The sequence below is a fragment of the Streptomyces sp. NP-1717 genome, assembly GCF_022695985.1.
Lineage (GTDB): Bacteria > Actinomycetota > Actinomycetes > Streptomycetales > Streptomycetaceae > Streptomyces.
Genome location: NZ_JAAPBF010000042.1, coordinates 28,558 through 41,883, shown reverse-complemented (window position 1 = coordinate 41,883; position 13,326 = coordinate 28,558). Strand labels below are relative to the sequence as shown.

Below are 13,326 nucleotides of genomic sequence, written 5' to 3'. Positions count from 1 at the left end.
CCTGGACGCGACTACCGCGTCCCGGGGAGGCGGACCGTCACCGTCAGGCCGCCCGTCGGGCGGGGGATGAGGGTGAGCGTGGCCGTGTGGGCGCGGGCGATGCTGTGGACTATCGCGAGGCCGAGGCCCGCTCCCGCGTGCTCGTCCGTGCGGGCGCGTTCCGTGCCGCGTTGGAAGGGTTCCGTGAGGGTCGGGACCAGTTCCGGGGCGAGACGGGGGCCCGTGTTCTCGACCCGGATCACGCTCGCGCCGGGGCGATCTTCGGTGTGGACCGTCACCGTGCCTCCCGCGGGGAGGTTGTGGACGATGGCGTTCTGGACGAGGTTCGTCATCATCCGCAGCAGGAGCTCCGCGGAGCCGCTGGTACGGGTCGGCGTGCCGGTGACGCCGAGGGTGATTCCGCGCCGTTCGGCGAGGGGGAGCAGCGCTTCGGCGGCCTCCTCGGCCACGAGGGAGAGATCGACGCTCTCGCGGGTGAAGTTCCTGCGGTCGCTGCGGCTGAGCAGCAGCAGGGCCTCGGTGAGGTCGATCGCGCGGGTATTGACCACCCGCAGGCGTTCGAGGAGTTCGGCCCGGTCGCGCGCGGGGTCCCTGCGGGCGACATCGAGCAGTGTCTGTGAGATGGCCAGCGGGGTGCGCAGTTCGTGGGAGGCGTTCGCGGCGAACCGCCGCTGTTCGGCGACGTGCGACTCCAGTTGTTCGAGCATCGTGTCGAACGCGTCGGCGGATTCCCGGAATTCGTCCTGGCGGCCTTCCATGCGGATCCGGTGGGACAGCGATCCGGTCCCGGCCAGTCGGGCCGCCGCCGTGATCCGGGTGAGCGGTGCGAGCATCCGGCCGGCGATGAGCCATCCCCCGACGAGGCCGAACACGAGCAGGAAGGCCATCGCCACGGCAGCGGCGGGGGCGAAGGTGCGCACGAGGAGGTAGCGGTTGGGCGAGATCCCGAGGAGGCCCTGGGCGTTGTCGGGGACGTAGCGCAGCAGGAACATCCACACGACGGCCAGCAGGAGAGCGCCGGCGACGGCGAGGAACCCTGCGTAGCTGAGGGTGAGTCTCAGTCGGACGCTGAGTCCTGGGCGTCTACGCACGCGAGCTTCCGATGCGGTAGCCGACACCCGGCACCGTGGTGATGATCCATGGTTCGCCGAGCCGTTTGCGCAAGGCGGAGACGGTGATGCGGACGGCGTTGGTGAAGGGGTCGGCGTTCTCGTCCCAGGCCCGTTCCAGCAGGTCTTCGGTACTGACGACACCGCCTTCGGCGGCGACGAGGACTTCGAGCACGGCGAACTGCTTACGGGTGAGCGCGACGTAACGTCCGTCACGGAAGACCTCCCGGCGGAAGGGGTCGAGGCGCAGACCCGCGATCTCGCGGACCGGGGGCCGGGCGTACGCGCGCCTGCGGTCGAGCGCACGCAGCCGCATGACGAGCTCCCGCAGCTCGAAGGGCTTGGTGAGGTAGTCGTCGGCGCCGAGCTCGAACCCGGACGCCTTGTCGTCGATCCGGTCGGCGGCGGTGAGCATGAGGATCGGGATGCCGCTGCCGGAGGCGACGATGTGCCGGGCGACCTCGTCGCCGGAGGGGCCGGGGATGTCGCGGTCGAGGACCACGAGGTCGTAGGAGTTGGCGCTGAGCAGTTCCAGGGCGGTGTCGCCGTCGCCCGCGGTGTCGGCGGCCATCGCCTCCAGCCGTAGCCCGTCCCGGACGGCCTCCGCCAGATAGGGCTCGTCCTCCACGATCAGTACGCGCATGTTCGAAGCCTAGGCCTGTCGTTCGCATCAGGCCGGATCAGGGAGCGCCCGCCGCGGCGGCGGAGGTACGGAGCGGGTTCGAGGGCGTTCGCGCCGGGGTGTGCCACCAGGGGCGCGACACCAGCGCGGCCAGTGCGGCGCCGGTGGCGTTGACCAGTACGTCGTCCACGGACGACACCCGGTCCAGCCGCAGGACGTACTGCGCGGTCTCGACCAGGATCGAGCAGCCCGCGCCCAGCGCCAGGATCCGCGGGACGGACGCCAGCGCCGCGCACCGTATCGGGGCGAAGGCCCCCAGCGCGGCGAAGATCAGCAGGTTGCCGATGATCCCGAGCGTCCCCATCGTGACCAGGTCCCGCAGGGGCACCAGGCTCACCCGGGCGGGAGCGACGCCGGGCTCGGAGCCCGGCATCAGGGTCAGCCATACCAGCGGCACCGTCCCGTGGACCATGCCCACCTCCGCCAGCGACCTCCGCCACGCCCACGAGGCACCGGCGGCCCGCCGACGGTGCGCCAGGGCCCACACCAGCAGCGCGGACAACGGCAGTGTGACCACCATGACGAGCAACACACCGTTGAACGTACCGAAGCAGCGGTCCCACCGCCCGGCCATGCACGTCGGTGCCGACATCATGAGCGGCCCCCGCAGGGCGAACAAGGCGATCGCCGTGCCGAGGATCAGCAGACCGAGGAGCACGGTCCGGCCCGTGCGGCGGGGCGGTGCGGACGGGTATGCGTGGTGGCTCATGCCTCCATTGGATTCGGCGGGCCGTTGCCGTGGCGTATGCGATTTTCGATACGCCCGCGATACGCGCGACACACGCGATACGCCACGCCGGCCCCGGAGTTCAGCGGGTCGTCGCGGTCACGGCGCGGTGCAGTTCGTGGCCCGGCAGGGAGAGCCGCATCCGGCACTCGTCCTCGGCCTCGACCGTGACCGGGATGCCCCAGTGCGCGCTCAGCATGTGGCCGACGGCGACGAGGCGTTGGCGTTCCCGCGGGGTGTGGGCCGGGAATCGGGTCCAGTTGTGGTCGGCGATGGCGTTGCCGAGTTCGGTGAACAGCGTTGCCCGCGTGCGGCGTTCCTCGTCCGGGGTCAGCGGGGTGCGGCCCGGCTCCGGTGCGAGAGGGCGGACGTTGTACAGGTCTCGAATCACAGCCGTGAGCGTAGCGGCCGTCACGCCGCGCCGAGGCCCCCGGAGCCGTGAGGGATGGGCTCCGGGGGCCGGTTTCGGAGGGTGGCCGGGGGTGCGTGCCGGGGGGCGCGTCAGGACAGGCGGTTCACCAGGGCGTTGTACTCGTCCCAGAGCTCCGGCGGCGTGTGCGTGCCGAAGGTGTTCAGGTGGGCCGGGACCAGGGACGCCTCCTCGCGCCAGACCTCCTTGTCGACCGTGAGCAGGAAGTCGAGGTCCGCTTCCGAGAGGTCGAGGCCCTTGGTGTCCAGGGCGCCCTTGGCCGGGAGGATGCCGATCGGGGACTCGACGCCCTCACCCTTGCCCTCCAGGCGCTCCACGATCCACTTCAGTACGCGGCCGTTCTCGCCGAAGCCGGGCCAGACGAACTTGCCCGCCTCGTTCTTGCGGAACCAGTTGACGTAGTAGATCTTCGGGAGCTTGGACTCGTCGCCCCTGGCCGTGGCCGTGGCGCCGACCTTGACCCAGTGGGCCATGTAGTCGCCCATGTTGTAGCCGCAGAACGGCAGCATCGCGAACGGGTCGCGGCGCAGCTCGCCCACCTTGCCCTCGGCGGCGGCGGTCTTCTCGGAGGCGACGTTCGCGCCGAGGAAGACGCCGTGCTGCCAGTTGAACGACTCCGTCACCAGCGGTACGGCGGAGGCGCGGCGCCCGCCGAAGAGGATCGCGGAGATCGGGACGCCCTTGGGGTCCTCCCACTCGGGCGCGATGATCGGGCACTGCCCGGCCGGCACCGTGAAGCGGGCGTTGGGGTGGGCGGCGGGGGTCCCGGACTCCGGGGTCCAGTCGTTGCCCTTCCAGTCCGTGAGGTGCGCGGGCGGCTCCTCGGTCATGCCCTCCCACCACACGTCGCCGTCGTCGGTGAGCGCGACGTTGGTGAAGACGGAGTTGCCCCACATCGTCTTCATGGCATTGGCGTTGGTGTGCTCACCGGTACCGGGCGCGACACCGAAGAAGCCCGCCTCCGGGTTGATCGCGTACAGCCTGCCGTCCTCGCCGAACCGCATCCACGCGATGTCGTCGCCGATCGTCTCGACGGTCCAGCCGGAGATCGTGGGCTCCAGCATCGCGAGGTTGGTCTTGCCGCAGGCCGAAGGGAACGCCGCGGCAACGTACTTGGACTCGCCGCGCGGCGGCGTGAGCTTGAGGATCAGCATGTGCTCCGCGAGCCAGCCCTCGTCGCGCGCCATGACGGAGGCGATGCGCAGCGCGTAACACTTCTTGCCCAGCAGCGCGTTGCCGCCGTACCCGGAGCCGTACGACCAGATCTCGCGGTCCTCGGGGAAGTGCGAGATGTACTTGGTGGTGTTGCACGGCCACGGCACGTCGGCCTGCCCCGCCTCAAGAGGCGCGCCGAGCGTGTGGACGGCCTTGACGAAGAAGCCGTCGTCGCCGAGTTCGTCGAGGACGTGCTGCCCCATGCGCGTCATGGTGCGCATGGAGACCGCGACATACGCGGAGTCGGTGATCTCGACGCCGATCGCGGAGAGCGGGGAGCCGACCGGTCCCATGCAGAACGGGACGACGTACATGGTCCGGCCGCGCATCGAGCCGCGGAAGACGCCCTGCTCGCCGGTGAAGATGTCGCGCATCTCCGCCGGGGCCTTCCACTTGTTCGTGGGGCCCGCGTCCTCCTCCTTCTCGGAGCAGATGAAGGTGCGGTCCTCGACGCGCGCCACGTCGGTGGGGTCGGAGGCCGCGTAGTACGAGTTGGGGCGCTTGATCGGGTCGAGCTTCGTGAACGTGCCCTTCGCCACGAGCTCCCCGCACAGGCGCTCGTACTCGGCCTCCGAGCCGTCGCACCAGACCACCCGGTCCGGCTGGGTCAGAGCCGCGATCTCGTCGACCCAGGAGATCAGCTCCTGGTGGCCGGTCGGGGCGGTGGAAGCCACGGGATTGAGGGGGTCTCCGTTGGAAATCCCTGCGTCGCGCGCCACGGTTACTCCTTGATGAGGGTTTGTAGGTGTATGCCCCGTGGGGGCTGCGACCCGGACGCTTCGTTACCGCTCATCCGGTGCCGACCGCACTCATTTGATCATCCGACGCCCGCGCCCATCTGTCCAGAGGGCCGCACACGTGAGCATCGCCACTCCACCCGCTCCCTCCGGTGCGCGGGATGTCGGGGCGCCCACGGAGCCATCCCGAACCTACGGTCCCGTAGGTAGCATGAGCGCATGACTTCTCCCGCCTCCGACTCGCTCGCGAACCCTCTACCACCCGAAGGGGGACCGACCGAGATCCAGTTGCCGACCCCGGTCAAGCCGATGATGCGCGGCTGGCTGCACATGGGGATGTTCCCGGCCGTCGTGATCGCGGGAATCGTGCTGATCGTCATGGCCGAGTCGACCGAGGCGCGGGTGGCCTGCGCGATCTACGCCGCCACGGCCTGCCTGCTCTTCGGCGTGAGCGGCGTGTACCACCGCGGTACGTGGGGCCCCCGGGGCGAGGCCGTACTGCGCCGGCTCGACCACGCCAACATCTTCCTGATCATCGCGGGCACCTACACCCCGCTGACGATGCTGCTGCTGCCGGAATCCACCGGCCGTACGCTCCTGTGGGCGGTCTGGGGCGCGGCGGCGGCGGGCATCGCGTTCCGGGTCTTCTGGGTCGGCGCCCCGCGCTGGCTCTACACGCCCTGCTACATCGCGATGGGCTGGGCCGCGGTCTTCTTCCTGCCCGACTTCATGCGTACTGGCGGGATAGTCGTCCTGGTCCTGATCATCGTCGGCGGGCTGCTCTACAGCGCGGGCGGCGTGATCTACGGACTCAAGCGACCGAACCCCTCACCGCGGTGGTTCGGCTTCCACGAGGTCTTCCACTCCCTGACGCTCGCCGCGTTCGTCACGCACTACGTCGGGATCTCACTGGTCGCCTACCAGCACTCCTGATACGGACAATAAGCGGTATGGCCGCCTCCGCACCTCTCCCGCCCGACGACGGGGCGCGGCGGCCCCGGCCGGGCCTGCGCGAGCGCAAGAAGCTGAGGACCCGCACCGCGATCCGCGAGGCGGCGTACCGGCTCATCGACGAGCAGGGGTACGAGACGACCACGGTCGAACAGATCGCGGCGGCGGCCGAGGTCTCCCCGTCCACCGTCTTCCGCTACTTCCCGGTGAAGGAGGACATCGTCCTCGCCGACGAGTTCGGCCCGCTCGTGGCGGCGGCCGTCCGCGCCCGCCCCGCTGGCGAACCGCCGCTGGAGGCGGTACGGGCCGTGCTGCGCGAGGCCGTCGGGACGATCCTCGCCGACCGCCCCGAGGAGTCCGCCCGCCGAGGCAGGCTGCTGCTGGGGATCCCCGCCGTACGGGCCAGGATGACGGAGACGATGGCGGAGACCTCGCTCCCGCTGGCGCGTGCCGTCGCGGACCGTACCGGGCGCGAGGAGGGCGACCTGGAGGTCCTGGTCTTCACCGCCTCGGTGCTGGCGGCGCTGCGCGAGGTGACGCTCCACTGGGCCGGGCACGGCCGGAAGGACGATCCGGCCGCGCTCGTCGACCGCGCGCTCGACACGCTCAGGGACGGGCTCAACTGAGCCCGTCCCGCGATTGAGGACAGGACAGGGCCTAGCTCGCGCACGCCCTCCCGTCCCCGTCCGGGTCCAGCCGCAGCGGGTCGTCCTTGCCGTTGACCTTCAGCGCGCCGTAGCCGTTCGCCGCGAGCCAGTCGCAGCGTGCCCGCGTCACCGTCGTGCGCTTCGTCGCCTTCACCGTCTCCGGGAAGACCGTCGGCACGCACACGCCTCCCGAGCCGTAGTGGCGGTCGCAGCCCGAGATCTGCGGGCTCACCGGCACCGAACTCCGCTTCTTCCCGGGCTTCTTGGCCGGCTTCGCCAACTCGCCCGCGAAGTCGTGATGTTGTCCGTGCGCCGACCTCTCCGCCAGCGCCGCGGGGCCGCCCAGCTTCACCCACTCGGCCACCGACGGGACCCCGTTGGCGTCGACCGCGAAGAGCATGTACCACCCCGGCGGCGCCAGATTCGGATTACCCGTCACATTCAGGTCGACGTTGTTCCCGTCGACCGTCAACGGCAGGTCCACGAAGCGCTGGTTGGGGTCCGACGAGTGCGTGACCGCCGCCGGCCGGATCAACTCGGCCTTGGCGATGGGCCGGTCGACGGTGATCCGCTGCGTGTCGCCGTAGTTCCACTCGGGGTCGATGAGCGAGGTGATCTCCGGCCGCGGTCCCTTGAAGAGATACGGCGGTGTGTAGAGCGACACCTGGTGGTTCCAGGAGCCGTTGCCCGGGTTGTCGCCCGTCGTCATCACCCGGCCGTCGGGGAGCAGGAACGCCGACGAGTGGTAGCCGCGCGCCTCCGGGTCGGCCGCCACCACGTCGTACGTCTCCGTCACCGGGTCGAAGACCGAGGTGGAGAAGACCGGGGCGGCCCGGTTGTGCAGCGCGCCGCCCGTCTCCAGGACCTTGCCGTCCGGCAGCAGCACCGCGGAGCCGTACATCTTGCCCTGCGCGCCGGTCTGCGGCTGCGGCCCGCCGGGGCCGCCCAGGTCGACGGTGCCCTGCGGCAGCGGCGGCCCGGCCCGGTACCGCGGATTGGGCTCCTTCAGGTCGATGATGTCGGTGAGCCGGTTCGCCGCCGGGTTGGAGTCGATGTTCCCGCCGCCGATGGTGAGCACCTTCTGGTCCTGGGCGGGGGGCAGCAGCACGCTCGCCGACTGGTCGCGCTCGTCCTTGTTCCGCAGGCCGGGCACGTCCGTGACGGTGTTGGCGTCGTAGTCGTAGACCGAGGAGCCGGTGCCGGGTGTGCCGTTGCCGAAGGTGTGACTGCCGGTGTAGAAGAGCCGGCCGTCCTGCATCAGCACCATCGCCGGGTACAGACCCCAGTACGACCAGGTCTGGTTGACCTCTCCGAGCGGCAGCCACTCCTCCTCGGCCGCCGACCACCGCTCGGCCGTCACCGAGCCGGACGAGTCCTCGCGCAGCCCGCCGAAGGACAGCACATCACCGTTGCCCATGATCGTGGCGGACGGGTACCAGTGCCCGTCGTTCATGTCGTTCGTCCTGCTGTACGTCTCGGTGGCCGGGTCGAAGACGTAACTGTCCTTGTAGCCCTGGTAGCCGACGGTGCCGTCCGCCGAGGGATAGCCCTTGTTGCCGCTCATCACCAGCACGCGGCCGTCGGACAGTTGCACGTGTCCGGAGCAGAACATGTCGTCGGGCGTGGGGATCGTCGTGTACGTCCCGTCCTCGGGGTCGTACACCGCCGAGGTGAAGGTCCCGGCCTCGAACGCCTCCGGGTCGTTGCCGGAACCGGCGATCAGCAGCACCTTGCCGTTGTTGAGGACCACGGAGTGCATGGAGCGCACCGGGTTCTCGGTCTCCAGCACCTCCCAGCGCCCGTCGGCGCAGTCGGCCGCCGTGCCCGTGCACTCGGGGTCGGGCGCGGGGACGGTGACCTCCTCCATGCCGTAGTCGTCCGTGGTGGCGCTGCCGGTGCCGAAGACGGAGACGCCCCAGCTGATCCGGTCGGTGCCGGGCGGTACGACAGGGGTGCGGACCTCGGCGCGCTGGTAACCGGCGCTGAGGTCAAGGGCCTTGAGGTCGGTCCAGTACTGCCAGCCGGCCGTCGTGTCGTGCCGGAAGAGCGTGATCGCCGTGTCCGGAGTCGTCGACTTGTACCAGAGGGAGAGGTCGTACTGCTTGCCCTCCTCCACGCCGGGCGCGCACGCCGCCGACTCGGTGACCAGCGCCTTGCGGTCGCCGTCGACTCGCCGGGTGAGCTCGACCCTGAGCGCCTTGGTGCCGCTGTGCGCGTCGGCGACGGTGGCGAAGGTGAAGTCGTTGTCGCCCCAGCCGGACTGCGACCAGCAGTCCGGCATCGCGGCGCCGCCCCCGGCGCCGGGCGTCTCGAAGCCGGGATTCTTCACGAGGTTGGGACCGGCGGTGGCGGGCTGCTGGACGCTGAGCAGCAGCCCGGCGGTCATCGCGGTGACGGCGAGCAGCGCGGTACGGCGGCTGCGCCGGGAGGGCGGTCTGCGGAAGAGGGTCATCAGCCGCTCCTTTCGTCACGGGTGGCAAGGACGGTGCGGGCCGGGCCGGTGCTCTCCGGTTCGTCGGCGCGCCCGCGCGACCGCCGCCGCCAACCGCGCTTCGGCAGGTACACCAGCGCCTCGGTCCCGGCGAACCGCAGCACGAACGTCGCGAGCAGCGCCAGTACGGTCGCGGGCATGACCGCCATCCCGAACTCCCCCACGAGCAGGGCGATCAGCGGTATCCGCAGGAGCAGATCGGCGTTGGCGAGCAGCGCGAAGCGACCGACCCGGTCCGCCCAGTGCCGGTGGGCCCGCCGGCCGCGGAACAGCAGCAGCTCGATGAGGACGAAGTTCCACGCCACCCCGAACTGGTTGGCGACGATCTCCGCCGGCAGATAGTGCATGCCGGCGCCCGTCAGCCCGTACAGCGCGAGGAGGTTCGGTACGAAGCCGGTCAGCCCGATCAGCCCGAAGGCCACCATCCGGGCGAGGGGCGACGCCGTGCGCAGTTCGACGAGGTGCCGCAGGAACCGCATCCCCTCCGTGGCGGTCGACTTGGACTCGCCCGCAAACCGGTCGCGGAAGGTGAACGGCACCTCGGCGACCTGCTGCGGCCGGCACCGTACGGCCAGTTCGAGCAGAATCTTGTAGCCCAGCGGGCGCAGCGCGTCCGCGGTGACCGCGCTGCGGCGGATGGCGAAGAAGCCGCTCATCGGATCGCTGATGCCGCGCAGCCGGCGCGGGAACAGGCCCTTGGTCAGCCAGGTGGCGGCGCGTGAGACGGCGACGCGGTAGCCGCCGGCCAGTCCGGCCCTGCTGCCGCCGTCGACGTACCGGCTGGCGACGACGAGATCGGCGCCGGCCCGCTCACCCGCGGCGACCAACTCCGGTACCAGGGACGGCGGATGCTGGAGGTCGGCGTCCATGACGACGATCCACTCGGAGCAGGCGGTGCGCAGCCCTTCGACGACGGCGCCGCCGAGGCCGCCGACCGGTTCGTCGCGGTGGATGACGGTGACGGGGAACGGGCAGTCCTGCGCGGCCTCCTCGATCGCCTCCGGGGTGCCGTCGGTGGAGTCGTCCACGAACAGGACCTCGCACGGCAGCCTGGACGGTACGGACTCCGTCAGCTGCCGCAGCAACTCCCGTACGTTCGCGGACTCGTTGAACGTCGGGATGATGACGGTGACGGCGCCGGGCTCGGCCACCGCCGTCGACTCCAGCTCCACGTCGTCGAGTTCGCCGGTCCCCCGGGGAGGGACAGGAAGAATGCTCATCGTTCGCCTCCCGCGACGTCCGTGATCCGTCGGATCTCGATCCGGTCCTCGCCGTCACCGAAGACGGCCACGGCTTCGGAATGGTTGAGCGCGTCGCGCACTCTCGGCAGGTCACGGGCGTCGCGCCGGACGGTCGGTGACGCCACGACGTAGTCGATGTCGCGCCAGCCGCCGGGCATCGTCTTCGTCACGGCGGGGTCCAGGTCGGCCTTGTAGAACCAGATGGCGCCGAGCCCCGGCCGGTATCCCGCGTGCACCAGGTCCAGCCACATCGCGTCGTCCACGAGGACGCGGGTGCCGGCCGGGTCCGGGACCTCGGTCCCCATCCAGGAGGCGGCGGCCCGGTAGGGGGCGTTGGCGTCGGCGGTCAGGGCGGTGCGGTTGCCGTCGTACCAGCGGGGTGCGACGTACGCGGCGGAGGCCGCCACGAGTGCGACGACGACCGTCCACCGTACGGCGGTCAGTCCCCGTGGCTCGTCCGGCCGGCGTCCTCTGCGCAGCAGCGCGTGCGAGACGCTCGCGGCGCCGCCGGCCAGCATCAGGGCGAGGAACGGCAGCCCCTGGATGACGTACATCGCCGGGAGGTAGCCGGAGGGACGCAGCGCGACGGCGGTGAGTATCGCGACGGCCAGCGCGGGTCCGGCGAGCGCCCGTGCGGTGACGGACCGGCGGACGGTCAGGAGCAGCAGGAGCGCGCCGGCCATGCCGCCGAGCAGCAGGATCCGGTCGTAGTAGAGCCAGGACCGCAGGACACCGTGCGAACCGGATCCCGGGTCGAGAACGAAGCCCGAGCCGGGCCTGCTCATCTGGTACGTGACGCCGTCCCACAGCGACACATGGCCGTCGCCGGGCAGCAACTCGCCCTTGAGCAGGGCGAAGAGAGGGTACGACAGGCCGATGAGCGCGCAGGCGGTGATGGCTCCGGTGACCGCGAACTTGCGGGTGTCGGGGTGGCCGTTGCGCCACATCGTCACCAGTACGGCGGGCAGGACGATGAGCATCGTCTCCTTGGTGAGCACCCCGACGGCGGCGGCGATCCCGGCGGCGAAGTGGTGCCACAGATGCCGGTTGGGCGACGCCGCCAGACAGAAGGCGAGGAGCATCCACATGACGGCGATGTTGTCGAGGAAGATCTCCCGCTGGAGCACGACCGACAGCGGGGAGAGACCGAACAGCCCCATCGCGAGTCCGGCGGCCCAGCGCGGCAGCCACAGTCGCCGGGCAAGTACGTAGAGCAGTACGGCGCTTGCCGCGCTGACCAGCAGCATCGCGAAGCGCATGGCGCCGACGGTCATCGATTCGGGCGCGATGAGCGAGGGCAGCCAGGTGAGCGCGGCTATCTGGATCCAGCCGAGCGGCGGGTGGTCGTACCAGTAGGTGTAGTGGGCGAGTCCGTCCCCCTGCTGGACGGCCCAGGCCTGGGCGAGGTAGGTGCCCTCGTCGTCGCTGAGGGTCGGGTAGTGCTGGATGTTCCAGCCCTGGACGGCCATGATCACCAAGAGCAGGGCCGCGCAGAGGACCAGATCGGCGCGCGAGGTACGGAAGCGGACGACGGGGCGTACCAGCAACCGCCTTTTGTCGGAGTCCCGTTGGCCGTCCGACCCGTCGGGGCCCGCCGCGGGCCCCGTGCCGGGGGCGGTCGTCCTGCCCGTCGTCCTGCCCGGGGCAGGGGAGATCTTCGCGGGGACGAGTTCGGTGGTCCGGCCGGTGGCCGTCTCCGTCGCCTCCGCGGGGAGGGTCGAGGTCACGCGTGGATGTCCTCTCGGGTGAGATGCGCGCCGACATGGCTGGTCAGCTCCCAGTCACGGCGGCCACGCTGCTCGCGCCACACGGCGCGGACAGCCGCGCCGGCCAGGAGCACCTGGTAGAAGGGGCCGCCGACGACGAGCTTGAGATAGTGCGTGAGCCGGACCTTGAGTCCGTACTGCTTGCCGAAGTCGTGGAGCCCGACGAGCTCGAACACGAAGGTCACCAGCGCGGTGACGGCCGGCAGGAAGGTGACGAAGGCGATCCCGACAGGTACGTCGAGGAAGAGCGCGATGGCCACGTTGAGCGGGATGACGACACCGGTGGTCGCCTGGAAGAAGGGCGTCATCAGCGTGTAGCGGGCGAGCAACCGCTGGCCGGGCGTGGGCAGTTGGCGCCAGTCGTTCTTCCGGTAGACCTGGAGGAAGCCCTGGTTCCAGCGGGTGCGCTGTTTGAGCAGCGACATCAGCGAGTCGGGTGTCTCCTCGCGGGTGACCATGTCCGAGTCGTAGGCGACGACGACCTTCTTGCCGATGCTGGAGAGCCTGACGCCCAGGTCGCAGTCCTCGGCGAGGCAGTCGGGGTCCCAGCCGCCGGCGGCGCGCAGCACGTCGGTGCGGACGAAGACGGTGTTGCCGCCCAGCGGGATGAAGCCCTTCTGCGCGTGCAGGTGCAGCCGGCTGCGGAACCAGAAGAAGTACTCCAGGCAGTTGCGCAGGCTGTACCAGCTGGAGTGGAAGTTGATCAGCTGGACGCCGCCCTGGACGACATCGGCGCCGGTGGAGCGGAAGGCGTGGTCGACATGGGTGAGCAATTCCGGGTGGACCTGGTCCTCGGCGTCGAAGACCCCGACCACCTCGCCGGTGCAGTGGGGCAGCGCCGTGTTCAGCGCCTTGGGCTTGTTCTTCGCGAGATGGGTGTCGACGACGACCCGGACCCGGGCGGGGTCGCGGGCGGCGGCCCGCTCGGCGACCTCCGCGGTCTCGGGGTCGTCGTGCCCGACGATGACGATGATCTCGAAACTGGAGTGGCTGGATTCCAGCAGCCGCTCGATGGTGTGCTCAAGGACCGCCTGTTCGTGACGGGCGGGCAGGAGCAGCGAGAACGAGCGCGCCGGACCCCCGTCCGGCCGGTCGAATCGTGTCGCCGCCAGCGTCTCCGGCGTACGCCAGGCGTGCATCTGCCACCACAGCGTGAACGCCGCCATCCAGAACAGCGCCAGCGAGACGGCAGCGATGAATACGGACGTGACCACATGGCCCCCCTCGGCCAAGGGTGAACCGCGGCAAGGCCCCCCTGGCCGCCGGTCCCCCCGGTATCACCCTGTACGCATGCCCCCCATGCGCACTTACTGCGTGCCCTTCGTGATGA

11 protein-coding genes are annotated in these 13,326 nt (G+C 70.5%); 2 read left to right on the top strand and 9 right to left on the bottom strand.

Annotated elements, in window-relative coordinates; all coding sequences use genetic code 11:
- Positions 1–11: 11 nt before the first annotated feature.
- The 5 genes from GXP76_RS12290 to GXP76_RS12270 all read right to left on the bottom strand — a co-directional run bounded on the left by GXP76_RS12290 (position 12) and on the right by GXP76_RS12270 (position 4,882).
- Positions 12–1,091 (bottom strand): HAMP domain-containing sensor histidine kinase, encoded by a 1,080-nt coding sequence (locus GXP76_RS12290; RefSeq protein ID WP_242571520.1) that lies wholly within the window; start codon positions 1,089–1,091, stop codon positions 12–14.
- Positions 1,084–1,752 carry a response regulator transcription factor gene (locus GXP76_RS12285; protein ID WP_242571519.1) on the bottom strand — a complete coding sequence of 223 codons (669 nt, stop codon included), beginning with the start codon at positions 1,750–1,752 and terminating at the stop codon, positions 1,084–1,086. Before GXP76_RS12285 ends, GXP76_RS12290 begins: the two co-directional genes overlap by 8 nt.
- Before the next feature lie 37 nt (positions 1,753–1,789).
- Positions 1,790–2,500 carry a VanZ family protein gene (locus tag GXP76_RS12280; protein WP_242571518.1) on the bottom strand — a complete coding sequence of 237 codons (711 nt, stop codon included), beginning with the start codon at positions 2,498–2,500 and terminating at the stop codon, positions 1,790–1,792.
- A 100-nt stretch (positions 2,501–2,600) separates the two neighbouring features.
- Complete coding sequence (locus tag GXP76_RS12275; RefSeq protein ID WP_242571517.1) at positions 2,601–2,909, bottom strand: hypothetical protein; 309 nt, start codon at positions 2,907–2,909, stop codon at positions 2,601–2,603.
- Positions 2,910–3,019: 110 nt separating this feature from the next.
- A complete protein-coding gene (locus GXP76_RS12270; protein WP_374360739.1) occupies positions 3,020–4,882 on the bottom strand; it encodes a phosphoenolpyruvate carboxykinase (GTP) in 1,863 nt (620 codons plus the stop codon).
- Positions 4,883–5,119: 237 nt separating this feature from the next.
- Here GXP76_RS12270 and GXP76_RS12265 point away from each other — a divergent pair, with 237 nt between their 5' ends.
- Together GXP76_RS12265 and GXP76_RS12260 are read left to right on the top strand one after the other, a co-directional pair.
- A complete protein-coding gene (locus GXP76_RS12265; protein WP_242571516.1) occupies positions 5,120–5,833 on the top strand; it encodes a hemolysin III family protein in 714 nt (237 codons plus the stop codon).
- Between the two features lie 17 nt (positions 5,834–5,850).
- Positions 5,851–6,477 carry a TetR/AcrR family transcriptional regulator gene (locus tag GXP76_RS12260; protein WP_242571515.1) on the top strand — a complete coding sequence of 209 codons (627 nt, stop codon included), beginning with the start codon at positions 5,851–5,853 and terminating at the stop codon, positions 6,475–6,477.
- A 31-nt stretch (positions 6,478–6,508) separates the two neighbouring features.
- Here the strand turns inward: GXP76_RS12260 and GXP76_RS12255 are convergent, their stop codons facing one another.
- The 4 genes from GXP76_RS12255 to GXP76_RS12240 form a co-directional block, all read right to left on the bottom strand.
- Positions 6,509–8,884 (bottom strand): galactose oxidase-like domain-containing protein, encoded by a 2,376-nt coding sequence (locus GXP76_RS12255; RefSeq protein ID WP_242571528.1) that lies wholly within the window; start codon positions 8,882–8,884, stop codon positions 6,509–6,511.
- Between the two features lie 65 nt (positions 8,885–8,949).
- Complete coding sequence (locus tag GXP76_RS12250) at positions 8,950–10,209, bottom strand: glycosyltransferase family 2 protein (protein ID WP_242571514.1); 1,260 nt, start codon at positions 10,207–10,209, stop codon at positions 8,950–8,952.
- Positions 10,206–11,957 carry an ArnT family glycosyltransferase gene (locus GXP76_RS12245; RefSeq protein WP_374360735.1) on the bottom strand — a complete coding sequence of 584 codons (1,752 nt, stop codon included), beginning with the start codon at positions 11,955–11,957 and terminating at the stop codon, positions 10,206–10,208. Before GXP76_RS12245 ends, GXP76_RS12250 begins: the two co-directional genes overlap by 4 nt.
- Positions 11,954–13,210 (bottom strand): glycosyltransferase, encoded by a 1,257-nt coding sequence (locus tag GXP76_RS12240; protein WP_242571513.1) that lies wholly within the window; start codon positions 13,208–13,210, stop codon positions 11,954–11,956. Before GXP76_RS12240 ends, GXP76_RS12245 begins: the two co-directional genes overlap by 4 nt.
- Positions 13,211–13,326 lie beyond the last annotated feature (116 nt).